We start from the raw sequence: 23275 nt of genomic DNA on the forward strand, positions 1-23275 counted from the left end.
CCGCAGCCAACAGCACCCTCCGCACTGTCCGCACCGAGCCGGCACGGCAATCCGCCGCCGAACCGATGACCATGGCGTTCGAAGTCCAGGTCACGGCCGTCCAGCAACTCACGCCGACTTTCCGCCGGATCACGTTCGGCGGCTACTCGCTGCGGGACTTCGGCGTGCACGGCAACACACTGGATCTGCGGATCAAGCTCATGATCCCGTCCCTGGCCGAAGACGGCAGCGCGCTCCCGCTGCCCGAATTCCGGACCGAACAGACGGGGTGGTACCAGGACTGGCTCGCCCGGGACCCGGGCGCCCGGGGCTCCATGCGGACCTACACGGTGCGCCGGGAGCGCCTCGACGCTGTCTACCCGGAGATCGACGTCGACTTCGTCCTGCACGTTGACGACGCCGGCAACGGCGGGCCGGCAGCCAACTGGGCACTGCGTGCCAGCCCGGGGGACACCCTCATCCTTATCGGGCCCAACAACAGGGCCGCACACTGCGTGACCGCAGGACACTACTCGGGCATCGAATGGCGGCCCGGCCTGGCCCAGCGCGTGCTGCTGGCCGGCGACGAGACAGCGGTCCCCGCCATCAGTGCCATCCTCGAGAGCCTCCCGGACTATATGAGCGGGCACGCCATCCTGGAGGTCCCCGAAAGCAGCGACTTCCAGGAGCTGAGGACAGCGGCCGACGTCGACATCACCTGGCTTGCGCGCGGTGCCGCCGCAGGCCTGGTTCCGCACGGCCAGCTCCTGCAGGAAGCGGTCCGCGCTGCAGTGCCGCTTCCGGGCTGGGTAGGCATCAGGGCTCCGGAGCGGGCAGCCGGACCCGAGCCCGAGGACGTCGACGTGGACCAGGAAATCCTCTGGGAGACTCCGGCCCGGATGGGCGCGGCGGCTATCGGCGCCGGCAGGAACCCGGACACACCCGCCGGTGCCCTGCCGTTTTATGCCTGGCTTGCCGGTGAAGCGGGGGCCATCAAGGACATGCGCCGCTACCTGGTCCGGGACGTGGGGATCGACCGGAAACAGGTGGCGTTCATGGGCTACTGGCGGCAGGGCAAGGCCGAGCTCTGAGTCGGTTCCCTGCGGCCTCGCCCGGCTCTGGGCGGCGATGCGCTCCTACGCAAAGCACCGGCGGCGACCGTTCAGCATGGCTCACCCCTGCGCCTCCTATCGTTTACCCCGCCGTTTCCTGCTGGCCCGTTGGGCTGACTAGGGTGGCGCCGTGGCCGAGAACCTTCTGAACCCGGGCCCGGGCGCCCGACGCCTCTATGTTGCCTTGGGGGATTCCTTTACGGAGGGGGTGGGTGACTACGACCCCCGGCTGCCCAACGGCGTGCGTGGCTGGGCGGACCGGGTGGCGGAGAAGCTGGCCAAGGCGGAACCGGGATGGGAGTACGCCAACCTTGCAATCCGCAGCAGGCGATTGCGTCACGTCATCGCCGAGCAGTTGCAACCGGCGCTGGCCATGGGACCGACGCTCGTCACCTTATACGCGGGCGGAAACGACATCCTGGATTTCGGGACCGACATCGACGCCCTCATGAAGGACTACGAAACCCTCGTCGCCACGCTGGCCGCGAGCGGGGCCACCGTGGTGCTGTTCACGGGCTTTGACGTCAAGATCTCACCCCTGCTTGAACCGCTGAAGAGGCGCAACGCCGTCTACAACCAGCGTGTCCGCGAAATGGCGGTCCGCCACGAAGCCGTGCTGGTGGACTACTGGTGCTTTGACGCGTTCCATGACCCGCGGATGTGGGATACGGACCGGCTGCACATGTCCAAGGCGGGCCACAGGTATCTCGCCGGGCAGGTCCTCGACCAGCTCGGAGTGCCGCACAAAATCAAACCCAAGGAACGGGATGTCCCCGCCCGGCAGGGGTTCCGGCATTGGGAACGCCGGCAGCGGCGCTGGGTGCATGACTGGGTGCTTCCGCTCTTTGGGCGCAAACTCCGCGGCGTCACTCTCGGGGATCATCTGACTCCGCGCTGGCCGGAACCCGTCCGGGTCCCGCGGAAGGGACTAAAGAAACTGACTGTAGGTGAAGCGCCGGAACAGCGCCGGCGGTGACGCTAGCCGTCCAGCAGGTTCTCGTAGCCCGGGGCGACCCGGTTGGCGTGGAACTCCATGACCTCGAAGTCGGCCACTCCGTTGATGTAGAACGGATCCTTGGCCAGCGAGGCGTCAAGGGCCGCCCGGTCGGTGTTGGAGAGCAGCAGCCCGCCCGTACGCGGGATCTTCCGCCCCGCGACCAGAAAGACGCCCTCGTCGAAGGCCGTCTGCAGCCACGCAACGTGCGCGGGGAGATGAAATTCAACGATCTCTTCGGGGACCCTATAGGTCAGGGAGACGACGTACATACGGTCAGCGTACCGCCTGCTTAGCCGCACGCCCCCGGACCGATTGGCGAGATCAGTCCCTCGGTTGAACGGTCAAGCTTCAAGACTCCTAGAATGGACCCATGACCGAACCGCGCTGGCTCAACGCCGAGGAACGCCGGGCCTGGCTGGCCCAGCTGAGCATCAATACGCTGCTGCCGGCGGCCCTGGACACCCAGCTGCACGGTGCGGGAAAGCTCTCCCTTTTTGACTACAACGTGCTGGCGATGCTCTCCGAGGCGGATGAGCGGTTCCTGCCCATGAGCGAACTCGCCGCGCGCACGAGTGCCTCCCTGTCCCGGCTTTCACATGTGGTCACCAAGCTGCAGAACCGTGGCTGGGTGGAACGCCGCCAGCATCCGGGAGATGCCAGGGTCACCACGGCCCACCTCACGAACGCCGGCATGGCCACCATCGAGCAGCTCGCGCCCGGGCACGTCGAGGCGGTCCGGTCGCTGTTCCTTGATGCCCTCAGCGAGGACGACATCGCCGACCTGGCCCGGATCGGCGAGAAGATCGTGGCCCGCCTCGACGACGACCACTGGATCCTGCGCGAAAGCCAGTAGCAGCGCGCAGCACGATGGGGCACCGGGACTGCGCGTTTCCGGCCGCCTTTGTTCGCTCGGAGCAACTGCTGGCAGACTGGCTGCATGGATTTCAGCTCCCGCTACGTGGCCCTTGGAGACTCCTTCACGGAAGGCGTCGGCGACGACGACGCCACCCGGCCCAACAACGTCCGGGGCTGGGCGGACCGCGTGGCAGAACAGCTCGGCGCCGCGGATCCGGCCTTCGGGTACGCGAACCTCGCCATCCGCGGCCGGAAGCTCCGCCAGATCATGGCCGAACAGGTGGATGCCGCCGTCGCCCTTAAGCCCACGCTGGTGAGCATCTACGCCGGCGCCAACGACATCCTCCGGCCCAGGATCGACATCGATGATCTGCTGGTGGACTACGACGCCGGCATCCGCAAGCTTAAGGCCACGGGCGCCACCATTGTCATGTTCACCGGATTCGACTCCCGCGGCTCGAAGATCTTCGGCACCACGCGCGGCCGCACCGCCATCTACAACGAACTGGTCCGCGGAATCGCCGGCGACCACGGCGCGCTCCTGGTGGATTACTGGCGCTTCAGCGAGTACTACGACTGGGGGATGTGGGGCACCGACCGGATGCACATGTCCGCGGCCGGCCACGCCAACATGGCCAAGCGCGTCCTGACCGTCCTGGAGCATGACCATTCGATCGATGTCCCGCCCATGACGCCGGTGCCGGAACTGAGCCGGACCGAGGCGATCCGCGCGAACGCACGCTGGGTCCGCGAATTCGCCGCGCCGTGGGTGGTCCGCCGCGTCACCGGGAAGTCCTCAGGCGACGGCCTGACGCCGCGGTACGGCCAGCTCACTCACCTTTAGAGGTCGCTCAGCCCAGGGAGCCGGGCCATGGTCCCGGATGGCACACTTTGTGGACTACTACTCAACTGGTCTTCAAATCACACAAGGAGCAGTTCAAAGATGAGCACCCTGCCACTCGAATTTCCCGAAGGCTTTCTCTGGGGCGCGGCAACGGCCGCGTACCAGATCGAGGGGGCCGCCCACGAAGAGGGCCGGCGGGACTCCATCTGGGATGTTTTCGCGCGCAGGCCCGGCGCCGTCGCCGATGCCCATAACGGCGAAGTGGCCTGCGACCATTACCACCGCTCGACGCAGGACGTTGCCCTGATGCAGGAACTGAACCTGAAGGCCTACCGCTTCTCCACGTCGTGGGCACGGTGCATGCCTGACGGCGTGACGCCCAACCCGGACGGCATCCGGTTCTACTCCCGGCTGGTCGACGAGCTGCTGGCTGCAGGCATCACACCCTGGCTGACCCTGTACCACTGGGACCTGCCGCAGGCCCTGGAGGACGAGGGCGGCTGGGCCAACCGCGACACTGCGGAACGCTTCGCCGAGTACGCGGCGGTGATGCACGAGGCGCTGGGCAACCGCGTCCGCATTTGGACCACCCTGAACGAGCCATGGTGCTCCGCGTTCCTGGGTTACGCCGCCGGAGTCCACGCACCGGGGCGGACGGAACCGGCCGCGGCGCTCGCCGCCGCCCACCACCTGTTGCTGGGCCACGGCCTGGCAACGCAGCGGCTGCGCGCCCGGGACCCGGAGGCAAAGCTCGGCATCACCCTCAACCTCAACGTCGTCGACCCGGTGGACCCCGCCGACGAGGGGGACCGCGACGCCGCCCGCCGCCTTGACGGCCAGTCCAACCGGATCTTCCTGGACCCGCTGTTCCGCGGCGAGTACCCCCCCGATCTGCTGGCGGACGTGGCCCACCTCGGCCTGGCCGAGGTCATCCGCGAGGGCGACCTGGAAGTCATCGCGGAGCCGATCGACCTGCTCGGAGTGAACTACTACCACGGCGAAGCCGTCACCAAGACGCCGCCTGCTCCCGCGGCCACCGCGCCCGTGGCCGCCGCGCCGCCGTCGCCCTTTGCCGCCCCGCAGCCGTCGCCCTTTGTCGCCGCCGACGGCGCACATTCCGTGCCGCGGGGCCTGCCGGTCACCGGAATGGGTTGGGAAGTCCAGCCCGACGGCCTCCGGCGGTTGCTGAACCGGGTGCAGCAGGACTACACGGGACCGGCCGGCATTCCGATCTACATCACCGAGAACGGGGCTGCCTACGAGGACGTCCCCGATGCAGCCGGCTTCGTCGATGACCAGGAGCGCCTCGCCTTCTTCGACGTCCACCTTCGAGCCCTCCACGCGGCATTGGCCGACGGGGTGGATGTGCGCGGATACTTGGCGTGGTCCCTGATGGACAACTTTGAATGGGCCTACGGCTACTACCAGCGTTTTGGGCTGGTGCGGGTGGACTATGAATCCCAGCAGCGCATCCCCAAGGCCAGCGGCCGCTGGTACGCCGGAGTCGCCGCGCAAAACGCGTTGCCGGCTGAGCCGGGACTGCAGCCCGCCTAGCTCGACGCCCGAAAGCCCAGTGTCCCAAGCAGCCCCCATCGGCAATGGCAAGCACTTCGCTTCCCAGACGTCCGTGGCACGGTCGAGATCGGGCGGCCGCCGGCCACAATCGCGTCGCCAGTAATGTCGGCGGTGACAATGTCCAGGGCGGCCACCGACACCTGGACGAAGTCGGCCCGGCCCGCACCGGCCGTCCAGACATGGGTCCCCACGCTCCGCCGAGCCGACGTGGCCAGCGCGGAAAAATGCTTGTGATCGGCGCCGACATTGGGATTCTTGCCGCCGGCCCTTATACACCCCGCAATGGTGGATTGGTCTTTAAATCGCCAAGCTCGTAGACTTGGTAGGCGCTAGGTGGCGCGGAGCGTGTGCAATTGCTCCGGTTGGCGGGATTTGTCAGCAGAAACGACAGTCCTGATGGCCGGTAGTTAGGGGCTCAAGTTGCGGGCACTCCTGTATTCGCCCAGTATCCCGGCACTTCGCAGCGGCTTTCCGAAAGGATTCCGCCGCCCGTGACCGTGGCCCACAATCTTCGCCGCAGTGAGGACGACAGCCGGTTTGCGCCGGCAGCCTGAACTTTGGGGCCGAGGAAAAATGTGGGGGCTGGACGCGGACGCTGCCTGTCGCACGGTTAGGCGGGAACTCCGCCAACCGGTTCATTTATTTTTAGGAGAGTCGTCATGGCAGCACACTGCCAGGTGACCGGAGCCGAGCCGGGCTTTGGACACAGCATTTCGCACTCGCACCGTCGCAACAAGCGTCGGTTCGACCCGAACATCCAGAAGAAGCGCTACTGGGTTCCGTCCCTGCGCCGTAATGTCACCCTGCAGGTCTCTGCACGTGGCATCAAAACCATCGACGTGCGTGGCATCGACGTAGTCGTAGCCGCCATCCTGGCACGAGGAGTGAAGCTCTAGTGGCAAAGGACAAGGACGTACGTCCGATCATCAAGCTCAAGTCGACCGCGGGCACGGGTTACACCTACGTGACGCGCAAGAACCGTCGTAACAACCCGGACCGCATGGTTCTGAAGAAGTACGACCCCAAAATCCGCCAGCACGTCGAATTCCGAGAGGAGCGCTAAACACATGGCTAAGAAGTCAATGATCGCTAAGAACGAACAGCGTAAAGTCATCGTCGAGCGTTACGCTGCAAAGCGCCTCGAACTGAAGAAGGCTCTGGTTGATCCCAACTCAACCGACGAAGCACGCGAAGCTGCTCGCCTCGGCCTGCAGAAACTGCCCCGCAATGCCTCGCCGGTACGTCTGCGTAACCGCGACATCATCGATGGCCGTCCGCGCGGTACCTTCCAGAAGTTTGGCATCTCCCGTGTTCGCTTCCGCGACATGGCTCACCGCGGTGAGCTCCCGGGCATCACGAAGTCTTCCTGGTAATTCAGCACTCCTGAAGCCAGTGGCTTGAGAGAGGCCGGCACCCGTGTGGGTGCCGGCCTCTTCGTGTTTAAGCCAGCCGGCCCGACGGCGTCCGGCGTGGATTGAGCCCTGACGGGGCGGCGGCCGGACGGTGATGGGAGTACACCTCCCGGCCATCGGTGCGGCCGTCGGTGCGGTCAGCGGTGCGGTCAGCTGCGGTGACCGAGCGCTCACGGGGTGGAGTTGCGCTGGGGGTTGGGTGGGTGTATTGTTTTCTAAGTCGCCGAGAGGGAGACCAGCGGGAATGCTGGGAACCGGAGGCGGCCAATCCCCTAAATTTTCAAGGCCAGGATCTGGTTGGCGTTTTGTGCGCTGCGGGTTCGGGTGGGGTTGGTTTGGTTGCTGGTGTGGGTCCTGGAAGCGGGATTTGCATCGGGGGCTGGAACCGGGTAAGTTTGAAAAGTTGCTCCGGAGCGATCCACGGCTGAGATGTTGTGGTGGTGCCGGGTGTGTCTGTTGTTTGAGAACTCAATAGTGTGCCAAGTTTGTTGATACCAATTTATTTATATGGATTGGTTGTTTTGCCGGGCCCGCCACCCCGTGGTGTGGTCTGGTTTTTACAGCTGGTTTCAAATTTTGTGCAGCCGGTTTCTCCCGTTTTCCCGGGGGTGTTGGTTGTGTCTGTTTTTGTTTTACTTCAACGGAGAGTTTGATCCTGGCTCAGGATGAACGCTGGCGGCGTGCTTAACACATGCAAGTCGAACGATGACCCGGTGCTTGCACCGGTGATTAGTGGCGAACGGGTGAGTAACACGTGAGTAACCTGCCCTTAACTCTGGGATAAGCCTGGGAAACTGGGTCTAATACCGGATATGACTCCTCATCGCATGGTGGGGGGTGGAAAGCTTTATTGTGGTTTTGGATGGACTCGCGGCCTATCAGCTTGTTGGTGAGGTAATGGCTCACCAAGGCGACGACGGGTAGCCGGCCTGAGAGGGTGACCGGCCACACTGGGACTGAGACACGGCCCAGACTCCTACGGGAGGCAGCAGTGGGGAATATTGCACAATGGGCGCAAGCCTGATGCAGCGACGCCGCGTGAGGGATGACGGCCTTCGGGTTGTAAACCTCTTTCAGTAGGGAAGAAGCGAAAGTGACGGTACCTGCAGAAGAAGCGCCGGCTAACTACGTGCCAGCAGCCGCGGTAATACGTAGGGCGCAAGCGTTATCCGGAATTATTGGGCGTAAAGAGCTCGTAGGCGGTTTGTCGCGTCTGCCGTGAAAGTCCGGGGCTCAACTCCGGATCTGCGGTGGGTACGGGCAGACTAGAGTGATGTAGGGGAGACTGGAATTCCTGGTGTAGCGGTGAAATGCGCAGATATCAGGAGGAACACCGATGGCGAAGGCAGGTCTCTGGGCATTAACTGACGCTGAGGAGCGAAAGCATGGGGAGCGAACAGGATTAGATACCCTGGTAGTCCATGCCGTAAACGTTGGGCACTAGGTGTGGGGGACATTCCACGTTTTCCGTACCGTAGCTAACGCATTAAGTGCCCCGCCTGGGGAGTACGGCCGCAAGGCTAAAACTCAAAGGAATTGACGGGGGCCCGCACAAGCGGCGGAGCATGCGGATTAATTCGATGCAACGCGAAGAACCTTACCAAGGCTTGACATGAACCGGAAACGCCTGGAAACAGGCGCCCCGCTTGCGGTCGGTTTACAGGTGGTGCATGGTTGTCGTCAGCTCGTGTCGTGAGATGTTGGGTTAAGTCCCGCAACGAGCGCAACCCTCGTTCTATGTTGCCAGCGCGTGATGGCGGGGACTCATAGGAGACTGCCGGGGTCAACTCGGAGGAAGGTGGGGACGACGTCAAATCATCATGCCCCTTATGTCTTGGGCTTCACGCATGCTACAATGGCCGGTACAAAGGGTTGCGATACTGTGAGGTGGAGCTAATCCCAAAAAGCCGGTCTCAGTTCGGATTGGGGTCTGCAACTCGACCCCATGAAGTCGGAGTCGCTAGTAATCGCAGATCAGCAACGCTGCGGTGAATACGTTCCCGGGCCTTGTACACACCGCCCGTCAAGTCACGAAAGTTGGTAACACCCGAAGCCGGTGGCCTAACCCCTTGTGGGAGGGAGCTGTCGAAGGTGGGACTGGCGATTGGGACTAAGTCGTAACAAGGTAGCCGTACCGGAAGGTGCGGCTGGATCACCTCCTTTCTAAGGAGCACCTACAATCACCTTGCCTCATGTATGTGAGTGTGGAGGGTTTGTCAGGAGTACGCCCGTTGCGCAGACGTTTGTTCTGCGGCGGGTGCTCACGGGTGGAATATCAACGAACAGCGGCCGTCATCGTCTCTTCCTGACCCAGTACGGACCGGCTCTTCGGAGCAGGTCCTGGAACGGTCCCGGGAGGAGAGGGAGACGGTTTAGTGTTTGGCACACTGTTGGGTCCTGAGACAACAGGACCGGGAGGTGACTCCCGGGGCTTGTTTGTTTCTGGTTTCCTGGCTGCACCGGGCATGCACGTGGGGCTCTTCCGTTTGGGAGGGTTGGTGTGTGGGGGTGTGGTACGGGGTTGTTGTTTGAGAACTACATAGTGGACGCGAGCATCTTTTATAAGAAGCAATTTCCAAGAATATGAACCTGGATCTGTTGTTCCGTGCCTTCGGGGACGGGGTGATGGTTTTCATGGTTCTCTCGTGAATTAGTTTTTTGATCTTTTGTGGTCAAGTTTTTAAGAGCACACGGTGGATGCCTTGGCATTAGGAGCCGAAGAAGGACGTAGGAATCTGCGATAAGCCTGGGGGAGTCGATAACCGGACTGTGATCCCAGGGTGTCCGAATGGGGAAACCCCGCCAGGGGCGCGAGCTGCCTGGTGACCCGCATCTGAACACATAGGGTGCGTGGAGGGAACGCGGGGAAGTGAAACATCTCAGTACCCGCAGGAAGAGAAAACAATAGTGATTCCGTCAGTAGTGGCGAGCGAACGCGGATCAGGCTAAACCGTTCCATGTGTGATAGCCGGCGGGCGTTGCATGGTCGGGGTTGTGGGACTTCCCGCTTCAGTTCTGCCGGACTGAGAAGGTGAGTAGTACAGGCATAGGTGAACGGTCTTGAAAGGCCGGCCAGAGAGGGTGTGAGCCCCGTAACCGAAATGTTGTGTACCGCCTGGTGAAGTATCCCAAGTAGCACGGGGCCCGAGAAATCCCGTGTGAATCTGTCAGGACCACCTGATAAGCCTAAATACTCCCTAATGACCGATAGCGGACCAGTACCGTGAGGGAAAGGTGAAAAGTACCCCGGGAGGGGAGTGAAACAGTACCTGAAACCGTGTGCTTACAATCCGTCGGAGCCTCCGCAGCTTGCTGTGTTGGGGTGACGGCGTGCCTTTTGAAGAATGAGCCTGCGAGTTAGTGTTACGTCGCGAGGTTAACCCGTGTGGGGAAGCCGTAGCGAAAGCGAGTCTGAATAGGGCGTTGCAGTGGCGTGATCTAGACCCGAAGCGAAGTGATCTACCCATGGCCAGGTTGAAGCGACGGTAAGACGTCGTGGAGGACCGAACCCACTTCAGTTGAAAATGGAGGGGATGAGCTGTGGGTAGGGGTGAAAGGCCAATCAAACTTCGTGATAGCTGGTTCTCCCCGAAATGCATTTAGGTGCAGCGTTGCGTGTTTCTTACCGGAGGTAGAGCTACTGGATGGCTAATGGGCCCTACAAGGTTACTGACGTCAGCCAAACTCCGAATGCCGGTAAGTGAGAGCGCAGCAGTGAGACTGTGGGGGATAAGCTTCATAGTCGAGAGGGAAACAGCCCAGACCACCAACTAAGGCCCCTAAGCGTGTGCTAAGTGGGAAAGGATGTGGAGTTGCGAAGACAACCAGGAGGTTGGCTTAGAAGCAGCCATCCTTAAAAGAGTGCGTAATAGCTCACTGGTCAAGTGATTCCGCGCCGACAATGTAGCGGGGCTCAAGTACACCGCCGAAGTTGTGGATTTCAGATGATAGCCAAGCCGCCCCCGTTGTGGGGTTGGTTCAGGCGTCTGGAGTGGTAGGGGAGCGTCGTGTGGGCAGTGAAGTCGCGGTGTAAACCAGCGGTGGAGCCTACACGAGTGAGAATGCAGGCATGAGTAGCGAAAGACGGGTGAGAAACCCGTCCGCCGAATGATCAAGGGTTCCAGGGTCAAGCTAATCTGCCCTGGGTAAGTCGGGACCTAAGGCGAGGCCGACAGGCGTAGTCGATGGACAACGGGTTGATATTCCCGTACCGGCGAAAAACCGCCCATGCTGAACGGGGGATACTAACCGCCCGAAACCTGCCCGACCGCCCTTGTGGTGGAAGGGTTTTGGTGGAGCGCGGGACCTGATCCCGGGAGGCAAGCGTATTAACAGGTGTGACGCAGGAAGGTAGCCGAGCCGGGCGATGGTTGTCCCGGTCTAAGGATGTAGGGCGAACGGTAGGCAAATCCGCCGTTCATGATGCCTGAGACCCGATGGGACCCCCGTATGGGGGGATTCGGTGATCCTATGCTGCCGAGAAAAGCATCGACGCGAGGTTTTAGCCGCCCGTACCCCAAACCGACACAGGTGATCAGGTAGAGAATACTAAGGCGATCGAGAGAATTATGGTTAAGGAACTCGGCAAAATGCCCCCGTAACTTCGGGAGAAGGGGGGCCCCCATCGTGATGGACACTTGCTGTCCGGAGCGTGCAGGGGCCGCAGAGACCAGGGGGAAGCGACTGTTTACTAAAAACACAGGTCCGTGCGAAGTCGCAAGACGATGTATACGGACTGACTCCTGCCCGGTGCTGGAAGGTTAAGAGGACCGGTTAGCCGCAAGGCGAAGCTGAGAATTCAAGCCCCAGTAAACGGCGGTGGTAACTATAACCATCCTAAGGTAGCGAAATTCCTTGTCGGGTAAGTTCCGACCTGCACGAATGGAGTAACGACTTCCCCGCTGTCTCAACCATAAACTCGGCGAAATTGCAGTACGAGTAAAGATGCTCGTTACGCGCAGCAGGACGGAAAGACCCCGAGACCTTTACTATAGTTTGGTATTGGTGTTCGGAGTGGCTTGTGTAGGATAGGTGGGAGACGTTGAAGCCCGGACGCCAGTTCGGGTGGAGTCATCGTTGAAATACCACTCTGGTCACTTTGGACATCTAACTTCGGCCCGTAATCCGGGTCAGGGACAGTGCCTGATGGGTAGTTTAACTGGGGCGGTTGCCTCCTAAAAAGTAACGGAGGCGCCCAAAGGTTCCCTCAGCCTGGTTGGCAATCAGGTGTCGAGTGTAAGTGCACAAGGGAGCTTGACTGTGAGAGAGACATCTCGAGCAGGGACGAAAGTCGGGACTAGTGATCCGGCGGTACATTGTGGAATGGCCGTCGCTCAACGGATAAAAGGTACCTCGGGGATAACAGGCTGATCTTGCCCAAGAGTCCATATCGACGGCATGGTTTGGCACCTCGATGTCGGCTCGTCGCATCCTGGGGCTGGAGTAGGTCCCAAGGGTTGGGCTGTTCGCCCATTAAAGCGGTACGCGAGCTGGGTTTAGAACGTCGTGAGACAGTTCGGTCCCTATCCGCTGCGCGCGCAGGAAATTTGAGAAGGGCTGTCCTTAGTACGAGAGGACCGGGACGGACGAACCTCTGGTGTGTCAGTTGTACTGCCAAGTGCACCGCTGATTAGCTACGTTCGGATGGGATAACCGCTGAAAGCATCTAAGCGGGAAGCTCGCTTCGAGATGAGATTTCCATACACCTTGTGTGTGAGAGGCCCCCAGCCAGACCACTGGGTTGATAGGCCGGATGTGGAAGCGAGGACTAACGACTCGTGAAGCTGACCGGTACTAATAGGCCGATAACTTACACCACACACTCTCTCCGTGAACGGATTCAAAAGACGTTCACACCATGAAGAGGGTACAAAGAAACAAGACTGCTTGCGTCCACTATGTGGTTCCCAACCAACAAACCCGGTCCCCGGGCTTTGTTGCCACGGGAACGAAACCACAACAAAATAACAACACCACAACTGCCCCCAACAGGGCAGAGCACATGTTGTAACACCAAAGTTTTCCCACCCCCGGGCACAGCCAGGCGGGGCGGGAGCAAGGGTTACGGCGGTCATAGCGTGGGGGAAACGCCCGGTCCCATCCCGAACCCGGAAGCTAAGACCCACAGCGCCGATGGTACTGCACCCGGGAGGGTGTGGGAGAGTAGGTCACCGCCGGACAACCATTAGAAACGGTCGAGAGCCTCCAACCACCAGGTTGGAGGCTCTCCCGCATTTAACCGGCTTATCGCAGATGAGGGCGTAGAGGCGGGCGCGTCGGGTGCCGAGGCATCGCGCTGGCCGGTGATGTGGTTTACCGGCCATAACCGGCCACCGAGGCGGATCCGCTCTACGGCATCCTCAGGCAGCTACGCGCCGACGCCAACCCGCCCCCGGACTGGACCGCGGTCATCAACGCGCGTCCCTGCCGTGCCGGTCGAGCTCCGAACCTCGGGTGCGCGTCCCTGCCGTGCCGGTCGAGCTCCGAACCTCGGGCGGACCCTGAAACGGCGTGCCGCCGACCTGGTGGCCTACCTCGATCGCCTGGCTCACCGGCAACGGACCACCGAGGCCAGCAACGGCCGCCTCGAACACCTCTGCGGCACCCCCGGATTCCGCAACCCCACCAACTACACCACCCACGCCCCTGCTCGACACCGGCGGGCTCCGACCCCGACCACACCCTCATCTGCGATGAGCCCCTTCGCTGCATCTCGACAAACAACGAAGCTGTCGAGGTGCAACGAAGACTGACTGACATTGCAGAGAACCTGACGTAAGCAGCCATCGTCATCGTGGGGACTGTAATTTAAACGGTGTAACTCCGGAGAATTAGGAGGTTGCCGTGACTGATGTGATTAGTGATGTGACTGCTGCGAACGTCCGGGAGGTCCGCCAGCTGGGGTGTCTGGTCCACGATGTATCCGGTAGCTGCGAGGGAGCCCTGATGCATGAATGCGGCTACTTTGAAGAATTTCAGCGGAATCTGCACGTCCCTGTAGATGGGGTCGGTGTCACTGAAGATCGGACCCGTGAAAACGACGAGCCGCCGGCCGTTGTCGGCGGCGTTGTCCTGCAGGTAGGACTCCAGACCGAGCCAGAGGGCCAGGCCCTGATTAAACTTCGCCGCCTGCGGGGCCGCGTTCGTGTAGTGGAAAGTGTCCACGTTGGCCCGGGCAGCTTCCGCCCGTGTCCCGCCCCATACTGCTGATGCCCTGCGGGCGAGGTGGCCGCGGTCGATGTCGTTGCCGGCGTAGACCATCCCGCCCGTCTGCTGGTCCGCGCGCAGCCGCGGATCCAATCTCCACTGGATCCCTGACCGGTCCAGATCCATCAGCTTGGTGCCGTCAATTCCGAGGGCAGTGACAGCAGCCAGCCGCTTGTCCAGCCGCATGAGGACGGAAAAGTGGGTGTAGGGAAGCAGGGTCGACTCGACGCCGTCCAGGGCCGGAATGCCAACCCGGACACCCAAAAACGCTTCATCGAACCCGGGACGCTCGGAAAGATCCTCCGCAGTCAATGCGTGCTGGCTTTGCACTAATTCATCCATCGGCAGACCGTATCAGTGCCCGGCGACAGAAGCACGGATGCATCTAGTGCCCTCAGGCGAAGCGAAATCTCCTGGAGGATCTTCACGCGCGGTGCTCCTTGTCTTGCAGCTAGCCCGGATTTTGCATCGGTCGTCGGTCGGGGTGTTGATGGCGGCTGAGCGGCTGGCGTGTTGTCTGGGCGGATTCCGGGCACCCTCGACCGTCCCATGCGCCGGGGTTGGCGCGGGTTTCCACGTACCCGTGATGGCTGTCTGTCTGCTCGCAGTGATGGGGCTGGTTCCGGGCGTCAGGTCTGCATGATGGCGGTGGGGTTCTTGAGGCTCGCCGCGATGCTTGCGGTGGCTTCGAGTAATCTGTGGATCAGTTGGTGTTCGGGTGCCGTTCCGGGCAGGAGGAGATAGCTCTTTCTGGCGCGGGTGATGATCTTGCCTGCAGTGGCGAAGAGCCGGTAGCGCCAGCGTTTGATGTCCCATCCCTTGGCGTGGTCGCCGGCGGGGAGCGCGGTGAGCTGGAGCCAGGAGACGAGGTTGGAGGCCAGGGCTGCGATCCACGCCCAGGCCTGGTTCGCGGCGAAGTCGAAGAACGGCAGCTTGCCCAGACCGGTGTTTTTCAGGGTCTTGATCCGGTTTTCGCACCGGGCCCGGGCGCGGTGTCTGGCGTCAAGGAACGGGCCGTGCCAGCGCGGTGAGTTGGTCAGGAACGCGGTGATCCGGTGCCCGTCGATGTCCAGCAGCGTCGGTTGCGCGCCGGGGTGCAGGGGCTCGGCGCGCAGGAACAGGTTCGTTCCCGGCGGGTAGTCGGTGAGCGGGATGATGTCGGTGGCGTTGATGACCCAGGCATCGGTCCGGTCGTTGCCGGCCTGGTCCAGGGCCGGCTGCCAGTTCTTCTTGTCGTTGATCCAATCGACCATGTGGGCTTTGGCCGCGGGGACGGGGTAGGAGACGGAGAACTGGGCGTTCCGGCTGTGCAGGTACCAGAGGAACTTCCTTGAGGCTCCGGCGCTGTCGGTGCGGACCAGGACGTTCTCTCCGGCCAGCGCCCCGGTCTCGTCGAAGAATCCTTCGGGCAGGCCGGACACGGCGGTCTCGAAGACGCGGATGTGGTCATCGGCGCTGTTCGCGCCGGCGTTGCCGGTCCGCAGCAGGCAGGCGAGGATTTCCCCGGTGCCGTTACCGGCACCGTAGTCACAGGACGCGATGAAGGGGGCGAAGCCGTAGCCGCCCTTGTAGGTGCCGGCGACGTTTTCCTTCTCCGAGTGTGAGGCCACGAGGGTGGCGTCCAGGTCCAGGATGAGCGGATCCGCCGCTGTCGCCGACAACGCCGGGTTCCGGTTCCCGGCCGCTTCCCAGGCCGTGGAGCGCAGTTGCCGGGTGAGGGTTTCGATGCCATAGCCGAACAGCTCGGGGTTCGTCACGGTCCGTTCGAAAAACCGGGACACCGTCGCGTTCGAGGGCAGCTGGCCGAAGACCCCCGGTGAGACCCGCAGGATGTCCAGATCGGACACGTGTTCACCTCCGGCGGCCAGCATCGCCGCCAGAGAACCGACCAGCCGGCCGGGCCGGTGCGTCGCGCCTGCGGGAACGAACTGGCCCAACCGGTCCTCGCACAGTGCCCCGAAACCCAGGGCATCCATGAAACCGGTCAGGACCTTCACCCCGGCGTGGGAGACCAGCGACTGGCCGGTGAAAGTGACCGGAACCGACGGAAAAACACAGGTAGACTTTTGCATCGAAAGGGTGCTCCTTCACTCGGCAAATAACGGTCTCGACAACCACTATTTTCCCAGCTCAGAGCACCCTTTCCCTGCTTAAACACACACCCTCAGCCACCCGCCATGAAATCCCCGGGCTAATGACGACTATCGACGGTGCAGCAGTAGTTGCGATACATGGTTGTAAGAATGACTGGCTCCCGGAAATCCGACTTCGGCCTTGCTAGTCACCCCTGCTTGGTGAGACGCCTCGGGTTGAGAGGCAGGGGGCCTGCGCGAAGATCGACCGGCTTACGGGCGTGCGACCGATCAAAAAGCATCGCCCACTTCAATCCGACGAAGAGGAACAGCAACTGCCTTGATCACCACGACCGCCAATAGCGGTTCTGCCTAAAAGGTTAAGCAACCGTGACCTTCGGGTCATTCATTCGTGGTGCAACACCCATTACTGTCAACAGCACCATCGGGGACGACGGAAGAGGCACGATGAGCATCGACATCGAGATTGGTACAAGCCTCAGCAACGAGGACGCAGCGCACTTCGCGGCCAAGACTGAAGCAATCATCGCGGCGATGCAACGGGTACGGGAACAGCACGCGGCATATAGCTGGGTGTGGACGGACGAGATCCGCTGTCGAGGATGCAGCGCCAGCCTCGACATACCGCTGCTTGCCAGTACGAACGCAAATGCCGACAAAGCTTTTCAGGCACATCAATTCGCCCAGCTTGATGCCGTATTGGCTGCTGACAGACATCAGCACGGCGAATCATGAAGGCTTCTTGAAATAGATGTAGTCGCAGCATCAACGCTCAGAGCCGGCACCGCAAGGCAAGGGCCGTCAGCACCGACCCTATAATCATGCTTGGTATATACCCCCGACGTCGCGCAGGTCAGGGAAAGGCGGCGCCGAGGGGGGTGAAGGCATAGCCCTTGTCCAGCAGGGCCGGGATCGCTGCCGCGAGTCCGGCCGCCGTGCCGGACCCGGGATGGTTTCCGTGGGAGATGATGATGTCACCAGGCCGGGCTTTGGCCGTTTCGGCGGCGACCTTTGGTGCCGGGTAGGTTGCCCCGGCGTCGGCGTTGATGCTGAAGCCGGTGGGGATCACGCCGAGGGCGAGAGTGATCTCGGCCGCGACGTCGTCCAGGTAAGCAGTGCCGGGACGGAAAAAGCCCGGGCGCTTACCGGTGATTTCTGTCAGGAGGCTGTCGTTGGACATGATCTCGTCATAGACCTGTCCACTGCTTCTCGTTCCGGGGATCCCGTAGGCGGAGTTACCTGTCACGCTCAGCGGCGCGTGGCGGGTTCCGTGGTTGGCCAGTTCAAAGAGCGGCTCAACCGCGAGTTCCCGTGTCAGCGTTTGGTTGGCGTGGATCCAACGCGCGTTCAGGAACAGCGTTGCCGGCACACCGAGGCGTTTCAGCATATCCAGGGCGGCGTGATCCGTTCCGGAGCCTCCGGGACCGCCGCAAAAGTCCAGCGTCAACGCGATCCCTGCCGCGGGCTCTGGCAGGACCTGGAGGACGTTCGGCGCCTGCAGACCCCAATAGGAAGGACGACGCCGAGAAAACTCGGCGATAATCTGCTCCTGCGACCGGCGCGTCGGCTCCGGCGCGGGAGGCAGCACAGGAGGTCCTGGCTCCGGAGAAACGTCAGGAACCGGCACAGCGGCTGACGATTCAGGCATCGGAAGAACTGTCGGCTCCGGTGCCGAAGGTAACGCGACGCTAGCCCCGCCGGGTTTGCATCCGGCGAGCAGCAAAGCCGTCGCTGACAGGAGGAACACCCGGCGCTGCGGATTATTGATCAATTGATGCATGGCGAAATTTTCCCACACCGATTTCCCCTGCCCGTTAGACAGCAAAGCGGCCTCGTCGGCACTGCCACTGGCAACCGTACATTTCGCACCGAAAGTTTGGCTGTGACGGCTGATTATGGCGGCAGTTTTGGAACAACTTAAGGGACAGCGGGATTACGCAGCTGTGACTTTTCGTTCTGCCGGTTGTCGCGTGATCTCCGTAGTCCTTGTGGCACGGGACTGTAGATCTCGGGGTCAGCGGTCGGGGTGTGGCAACAGCCGGGGATTGAACGCGGAGGAAGGAACGCCGGCACCCGTTATGCGCGGAGTCGGACGGTTCGTTCCGCGCTGGTTCTTTTCAAGAGGCCCGGGTCCGGCCGGTTAGGGCGTGCTGGTCAGTTGCCGGGCTCTGTTGAGGGCCTGCTGGCATGCCTGTGCGAGATGCTCGCGTTGGCCGGTGCTGCGATAGAGGTCCCGGGCCCATTCAAACTCCGCGGCAGCTTCCCTGTACCGGGCTTCATCGAAGAGCCGCCTGCCGATCTGACGGCGGACCAGAGCTTCCCTGCCGGCGTGCGGGCCAGGCGCAGGGCCTCTTCGTGCAGCCGGGTGGCCTCGTGCCAGGAGTACTGCCGCTGGTAGGCCTGGGCAAGCACGAGCAGTGGCCGGAACCGGTCCGCGGCTCCTGCCAGCAGATCCTGCCCCTCCGTAATCGCTTCCTGGGGCCGGTCCAACAGGCACAGAATCCAGACCCGTTCCAGCGCAGGGCACTGTGTCAGGCGGTCCTCCATGACGGCGCGGTCCAGGACGACGTCCCGCAGCGTAGCAGGGTCCGTCCGCCAGATGTCCCCTGGTGGCTTCACTTGTCACAGGCCTTCCCCTTTCCCCGGGCTGACGGAATTGCCGGGACCAGCGATGCCAACGGTCCCTTTCCAGTATTGTGCCGTAAACCATTCCGGCCCGCAGATATAGGTCTGCAGCGGAGCCGGCGTCTTTGGTACCCGGGGCAGAGCGCGACTGCGTGTTCAGGGTCCGCGAACCTCAGGGCTGATCTCCGTCGTCACCCCAATGCGGACCAGGAACGATGCGGGGCGGAGAAGGAGCCGGGGGCCAGGCCGGGGTGTCGGGGGCGGGCCGGGTGCGCCGGCTCCGGCGCATCAGAACCCAGGCCAGCGCAGCGGCAAGCAAGACCAGGGCGGCGAGGATTTGCCACCACGGGGCTGCCGGTTCCTGCGCCGGTTTCGCCACCGGCTCGGTGGGGGGCCCGTCGTCCGGGAAAGTGATTCGGGTCTGGGCTTGTCGTTCCAGGAGTCCGCTCTTCAGGGTGACCCGGGCGTTCCACGGGCCGTTCGGTATTTCGCGGGGCACCGAAAAGTCCGCGGTGCGGACCTCGCCGGGGGCAAGTGTCGTTTGCTGTTGCAGACCGAACGGACCGGCGGAAAGTCCGCCCGGGCCTGCTGTCAGGCTGAGTTCGCCGGTGAGGTCAAGAGCTCGTCCCCCTGAGTTGGTGACCACGGCACTGAGTTGGGGATTGCCCTCAGCATCCCGGGCAGCGGTGACTGACGTGATGGTGAAATCGGCGGCTTTGCCGCCGCCGGGACCCACAGCAGGGAACCTGGCCATCGTTTCCGTTGAAGCGCCCGTCGCGTCCTCCGGGCAGCCGGTTGATCCGGTGAACGGCCCCAAAGTGCCGCCGGCCTCCCCGGCCGGGCCGCTGGACAGCGCGAGGACGGTCCTGCACGCCAACGCCCCCTACGGCGCCGGTACCTACACCCAGGGCATCAACCTGTCCCTGGCGATCCCTGCCAATACCCGGGCAGGGACCTACACCTCCACCATCACCATCGCTTCCGGACCCTGACCGCCTTCGAGACCACCGCCTAACACTGCCACTTCAACGTTTAAAGAGGTCCCGTCACATGCCCCAACCATCCCCCGGCCGGCTGAGAGGGATCCGCCGCGCCCGCTTCCTGCCGGCGCGGGTCCTTCTGGTTCTGGTGTGCGCCGTAGCAGCCTTGACAGGACCCATCGGCGGGGCGACCGGCGATGACGGGAAGCAGCAGGTCAATCTCAGTCTCAAGCCGGTCGGCCAGCCGGGTTCCTATTTCAGCCTGAGCATGGCACCGGGCCAGAGCCGGCAGTTGAAGGCGGAACTGGGCAACCACGGCGCAGCAGCGATCGCGGCACGCACCTACGCAGCGGACGCCTACACCCTGATCAACGGAGGGGTCGGGGCGAAAGACCGCGACAGCACCCCAACCGGCGCCACCGCCTGGCTGTCATATCCGACCGAGGTCCTGCAGTTGCCCGCCGGGCAGGCAAGCGTCCGCACGTTCACGCTCACGGTGCCGGCCGGAGCGGCGCCCGGGGACTACGTCAGCGGCCTTGTTCTGGAAAACGATGTGCCCATCCAGGGCTCGGGGTCCGTCGCGTTGAATCAGATCGTCCGCCAGGTGATCGCCGTGGCCATCCATGTTTCCGGGCCGCTCCAACCGGCCCTCGACCTTGGGGCCGCGAGCCACATGATCAGCGCGACAGGTCCGTCGTATCCGTCCAGATCAAAAACACCGGCACCACGAACCTCAAACCCGCCGGCACTCTGCTTATTCACGACCGCGACGGGAAAACCGTCAGCCAGGCCCCTGTGGCCCTCGGCTCGGTCTATGCGCGCACCGACACGCAGATCGAGACCACCTTGGACGGCAAGCTCCAAACCGGGGACTACACCGTGACCGTGACCCTGACCGACGCGCCTACAAAGGCCAGCGCGACCGGCACCATCCCTTTCACGGTTGCTGATCAGGCCCTGGCGAAGTCCGGGAGCGCCGGCCCGGTACCACTGCCGCAGATCATCCAAGACGCCGGAACCGGGCCGTGGCCCTGGCTCGCCGCACTATTGGTTCTTGCCGTCCTCGCCGTAATTCTCTTGCTCCGCCGCAGCAAGCGGAATACGACAGAACAGACGGCCAAGGCCATCGCGCCGGGCGCCGCAGGAAACACCGCCGGCAGGGGCGATCACCGGATCAACTGAAACCGTGGACGCGCCCCGTCGGACCGGGAACCGGAGCCCACAGCGTGCGCCCGCCCTAGAGGAGCATGTTGAGGTGTGTCAAGGATGTGAGACAGGTGGGGCTGACCTGTACCACCAACGAATATTTTGGTTCGCCGCCGGCCAATCAGATCCTCAGGCTCCTATAATTAAGCTGGCCCCAGACCTCAATTGGGCGCGGGGCTCAGGCCGCGTGACGCGATCCATGTGGATTGGATACCAACCGGCATCTCGCGACCCTCTGAGGTGTTCGTCATGGATGTTGTTGCTACTGGCCTCTTAGCCGCAGTCCGCTCCGACCTCGACGGTCTGCGAGTTCCAGGAATGCCGTCTAACGGCCCCCAACATGGCCAGTTCGGTTCTGACCTCTTCCATGGCTTGAACATCTGGCCATCAGCTAATCCCGCTCATGCACTCGTCGGAACGGAACCCGCAACCCTCTTGACGGGGCGGGCGTCATCCGTGCGCCGGGGAGACTGTTTAGCCGTCGACCTCACCCAGGGCAGATTCTTTGATCTGCGCTCTTTCCCTCATGCAATAACCTGACCTATCAATGGAGGTTCCGATGTCTGAGACACGAACCGCTTCGCCAACCCCACCCAGTGCTTCCAACGGCGACCTGCGGCAAGCAATCAGCCGACGCCAAACCCTTAGGGCTGGCGCCGGCTTCCTCGCCTTGGCTGCCCTGCCGGTTTTCAAGCAACACACCCCGCAGCCCTCGGCAAACGGTACGGCATCCGTGCCCTTCACGGCTCCGGTGCGGTCCGGACGTCTGGAGGCCTTCGGACGCGGCTCAGACCACGCGCTCTGGCACAACTGGCAGGTAAGCCCAAACGGGGCCTGGAGCGGCTGGGCTTCCCTCGGCGGCGGGGTCGACCAACCCACCATCGGACGCAACGGCGACGGACGCCTCGAGGCCTTCGTCGTTGGAAACGACCACGCGCTCTGGCACAACTGGCAGGTAAGCCCGAGCGGGTCATGGAGCGGCTGGGATTCCCTTGGCGGCTGGGTTAACCAACCCACCATCGGGCACAACAAGGACGGCAACCTGGAAGCCTTCGTCGTTGGCAGCGACCACGCGCTCCACCACAACGTGCAAAGCGGTCGCGTATGGAGCGGCTGGGCGTCCCTTGGCGGCTGGGTCGCAGAACCCACCATCGGGCACAACGCGGACGGGCGCCTGGAAGTCTTCGTTGTCGGCAGCGACAAAGCGCTCCACCACAACTGGCAGGTAAGTCCGGGTGGGGCATGGAGCGGCTGGGCCTCCCTTGGCGGCTCGGTTAGCCAACCCACCGTCGGGCAAAACGAGGACGGACGCCTTGAAGTCTTCGTCGTCGGCAGCGACCGCGCGCTCTGGCACAACTGGCGGGACGGTCCCGACTGGAGCGGCTGGCATTCCTTGGGCGGCTGGGTCGACCAACCCAAAGTCCACCGCAACGCAGACGGGCGCCTTGAAGTCTTCGTTGTCGGCAGCGACAAAGCGCTCTGGCACAACTGGCAGGTAGCTCCGAGCGGGGCATGGAGCGGCTGGGCGTCCCTGGGTGGCCAGTGCGACAAACCTGCGGTCGCCCGGAACGGGGATGGCCGACTCGAAGTCCTCGTCATCGGAAGCGACCACGCGCTCTGGCATAACTGGCAAAGCGGTGGCGTATGGAGCGGCTGGGCCTCCCTCGGCGGCTGGATCGATCAACTGGCCGTGGACGTCAACGCATAGCCCTGCATACCGACGGCGCATCGGCAACGCCGACGATCGCTGACGCCTTGGCATTACCCATGTCCCGCGCGATCAGCTCGGAATACGACGGCCGCTCCGCGGCCAGTTTCTCAGCGGGAGCCACACTGGCCGCCTGCCTTCCGGTCGTCCGCTGGCGCAGCGTCCGCGAGCCCTGGTGCGCATCGCTGCGAGCGGGTGCTTCCTAACGAGAAGTGCCAGCGGCGTCGACCAGCGCTTGGCGACCTCTTGCTGGTCCATGCCGAATAGACGGCCCCGCTTACGTGTTTCTTGCTTGTGGTTGGCTGCTGGGATGCGGGCGCGGTGGGCTGAGTGCGGCGAGCCGGTTCAGGGCCTTGATGAGCAGGTCCTTTTCGGGGGCTCTGGCAGCGAGGTGGACGGTGACCCGGCCGGGCGTGATTAAAGATTTTCCCGGCGATTCAAAGATCCTGGCACGGAGTTTTTTTCGGCGCTCACCTGCGCGTTTTGGTTCCGGTGAACGAGGGTTCCCGGCACGATGCGCCGCAAGAGCGTATCGTGCGCCTCCTGCAGAGTCTCAGCACGCGCCTGCGCTTTCGGCCTCTTGTTCTACTGTCGCGCCCGCTCCAGCTGCGCCGCCGTTGCCGCAGCGAGGCTTTGAGCCCGGTGATTCGGGGCGGTGGTTGTGACAGGTTTGGATGGCCCCG

General features: G+C 62.9%; 19 protein-coding genes, 3 rRNA genes and 1 pseudogene. 17 read left to right on the forward strand and 6 right to left on the reverse strand.

The genetic code is table 11. The features are described 5' to 3' along the window. Window positions 1-65: 65 nt before the first annotated feature. Complete coding sequence (locus tag QFZ69_RS22175) at window positions 66-1070, forward strand: siderophore-interacting protein (protein WP_307000492.1); 1005 nt, start codon at window positions 66-68, stop codon at window positions 1068-1070. 151 nt (window positions 1071-1221) lie between these two features. Further along, window positions 1222-2067, forward strand: a complete 846-nt coding sequence (locus QFZ69_RS22180; protein ID WP_306914578.1) for an SGNH/GDSL hydrolase family protein — start codon at window positions 1222-1224, stop codon at window positions 2065-2067. A gap of 2 nt (window positions 2068-2069) precedes the next feature. On the opposite strand, the gene QFZ69_RS22185 is transcribed toward QFZ69_RS22180, so the two are convergent. Beyond that, complete coding sequence (locus tag QFZ69_RS22185; protein WP_306914580.1) at window positions 2070-2357, reverse strand: YciI family protein; 288 nt, start codon at window positions 2355-2357, stop codon at window positions 2070-2072. A 101-nt stretch (window positions 2358-2458) separates the two neighbouring features. On the opposite strand from QFZ69_RS22185, the gene QFZ69_RS22190 reads away from it, so the two are divergent. The 10 genes and pseudogenes from QFZ69_RS22190 to QFZ69_RS22235 form a co-directional block, all read left to right on the forward strand. After that, window positions 2459-2941 carry a MarR family winged helix-turn-helix transcriptional regulator gene (locus QFZ69_RS22190; RefSeq protein WP_306914581.1) on the forward strand — a complete coding sequence of 161 codons (483 nt, stop codon included), beginning with the start codon at window positions 2459-2461 and terminating at the stop codon, window positions 2939-2941. A gap of 84 nt (window positions 2942-3025) precedes the next feature. Next, on the forward strand, window positions 3026-3787 hold the full coding sequence (locus QFZ69_RS22195) for an SGNH/GDSL hydrolase family protein (protein WP_306914583.1): 762 nt from the start codon (window positions 3026-3028) through the stop codon (window positions 3785-3787). Between the two features lie 99 nt (window positions 3788-3886). Then, window positions 3887-5341 (forward strand): glycoside hydrolase family 1 protein, encoded by a 1455-nt coding sequence (locus QFZ69_RS22200; RefSeq protein WP_306914585.1) that lies wholly within the window; start codon window positions 3887-3889, stop codon window positions 5339-5341. 680 nt (window positions 5342-6021) lie between these two features. Beyond that, on the forward strand, window positions 6022-6258 hold the full coding sequence (gene rpmB, locus QFZ69_RS22205) for a 50S ribosomal protein L28 (protein WP_011693744.1): 237 nt from the start codon (window positions 6022-6024) through the stop codon (window positions 6256-6258). Beyond that, window positions 6258-6425, forward strand: coding sequence for a 50S ribosomal protein L33 (rpmG, locus tag QFZ69_RS22210; protein ID WP_164204159.1), 168 nt, complete (start codon window positions 6258-6260; stop codon window positions 6423-6425). Before rpmB ends, rpmG begins: the two co-directional genes overlap by 1 nt. A gap of 4 nt (window positions 6426-6429) precedes the next feature. Next, window positions 6430-6735 carry a 30S ribosomal protein S14 gene (gene rpsN / locus QFZ69_RS22215; protein ID WP_043485315.1) on the forward strand — a complete coding sequence of 102 codons (306 nt, stop codon included), beginning with the start codon at window positions 6430-6432 and terminating at the stop codon, window positions 6733-6735. A gap of 676 nt (window positions 6736-7411) precedes the next feature. Beyond that, window positions 7412-8937: ribosomal RNA gene (locus QFZ69_RS22220) — 16S ribosomal RNA — on the forward strand. A 507-nt stretch (window positions 8938-9444) separates the two neighbouring features. Then, a 23S ribosomal RNA gene (locus QFZ69_RS22225) occupies window positions 9445-12592 on the forward strand. A gap of 244 nt (window positions 12593-12836) precedes the next feature. Further along, window positions 12837-12953 (forward strand): 5S ribosomal RNA (gene rrf / locus QFZ69_RS22230). The 16S, 23S and 5S rRNA genes sit together here, the layout of an rRNA operon. 309 nt (window positions 12954-13262) lie before the next feature. Further along, window positions 13263-13470 (forward strand): annotated as a pseudogene (locus QFZ69_RS22235) (ISL3 family transposase); the annotation flags it as partial. 111 nt (window positions 13471-13581) lie between these two features. Here the strand turns inward: QFZ69_RS22235 and QFZ69_RS22240 are convergent. Both QFZ69_RS22240 and QFZ69_RS22245 read right to left on the reverse strand, forming a co-directional pair. After that, window positions 13582-14310: a DNA/RNA non-specific endonuclease gene (locus QFZ69_RS22240; RefSeq protein WP_307000441.1), complete on the reverse strand. Its 729-nt coding sequence runs from the start codon at window positions 14308-14310 to the stop codon at window positions 13582-13584. 299 nt (window positions 14311-14609) lie between these two features. Beyond that, window positions 14610-16052 (reverse strand): IS1380 family transposase, encoded by a 1443-nt coding sequence (locus QFZ69_RS22245; protein WP_306914167.1) that lies wholly within the window; start codon window positions 16050-16052, stop codon window positions 14610-14612. 468 nt (window positions 16053-16520) lie between these two features. On the opposite strand from QFZ69_RS22245, the gene QFZ69_RS22250 reads away from it, so the two are divergent. Next, the gene (locus tag QFZ69_RS22250; protein WP_306914591.1) at window positions 16521-16808 is read left to right on the forward strand and encodes a hypothetical protein; all 288 of its coding nucleotides are present in this window, start codon (window positions 16521-16523) and stop codon (window positions 16806-16808) included. 118 nt (window positions 16809-16926) lie between these two features. On the opposite strand, the gene QFZ69_RS22255 is transcribed toward QFZ69_RS22250, so the two are convergent. The 3 genes from QFZ69_RS22255 to QFZ69_RS22265 all read right to left on the reverse strand — a co-directional run bounded on the left by QFZ69_RS22255 (window position 16927) and on the right by QFZ69_RS22265 (window position 19452). Continuing rightward, window positions 16927-17520 carry a polysaccharide deacetylase family protein gene (locus tag QFZ69_RS22255; RefSeq protein WP_306914593.1) on the reverse strand — a complete coding sequence of 198 codons (594 nt, stop codon included), beginning with the start codon at window positions 17518-17520 and terminating at the stop codon, window positions 16927-16929. 707 nt (window positions 17521-18227) lie between these two features. Next, entirely contained in the window at window positions 18228-18692 is a 465-nt protein-coding gene (locus QFZ69_RS22260) for a hypothetical protein (protein WP_306914594.1), read from the reverse strand. Between the two features lie 178 nt (window positions 18693-18870). After that, window positions 18871-19452 carry a hypothetical protein gene (locus tag QFZ69_RS22265; RefSeq protein ID WP_306914596.1) on the reverse strand — a complete coding sequence of 194 codons (582 nt, stop codon included), beginning with the start codon at window positions 19450-19452 and terminating at the stop codon, window positions 18871-18873. 49 nt (window positions 19453-19501) lie between these two features. On the opposite strand from QFZ69_RS22265, the gene QFZ69_RS22270 reads away from it, so the two are divergent. The 4 genes from QFZ69_RS22270 (at window position 19502) to QFZ69_RS22280 (ending at window position 22592) form a co-directional block, all read left to right on the forward strand. Beyond that, on the forward strand, window positions 19502-19690 hold the full coding sequence (locus QFZ69_RS22270) for a hypothetical protein (protein ID WP_306914598.1): 189 nt from the start codon (window positions 19502-19504) through the stop codon (window positions 19688-19690). A 58-nt stretch (window positions 19691-19748) separates the two neighbouring features. Beyond that, window positions 19749-20561, forward strand: coding sequence for a WxL protein peptidoglycan domain-containing protein (locus QFZ69_RS23435; protein ID WP_373463157.1), 813 nt, complete (start codon window positions 19749-19751; stop codon window positions 20559-20561). Next, on the forward strand, window positions 20474-20860 hold the full coding sequence (locus QFZ69_RS22275) for a hypothetical protein (RefSeq protein WP_306914600.1): 387 nt from the start codon (window positions 20474-20476) through the stop codon (window positions 20858-20860). The genes QFZ69_RS23435 and QFZ69_RS22275 overlap by 88 nt, the downstream gene beginning before the upstream one ends. 583 nt (window positions 20861-21443) lie before the next feature. Further along, window positions 21444-22592 (forward strand): hypothetical protein, encoded by a 1149-nt coding sequence (locus QFZ69_RS22280; protein WP_306914602.1) that lies wholly within the window; start codon window positions 21444-21446, stop codon window positions 22590-22592. Window positions 22593-23275: the final 683 nt, after the last annotated feature.

Source organism: Arthrobacter sp. V1I7 (assembly GCF_030817015.1).
In the GTDB taxonomy this organism is placed as follows: Bacteria; Actinomycetota; Actinomycetes; order Actinomycetales; family Micrococcaceae; genus Arthrobacter.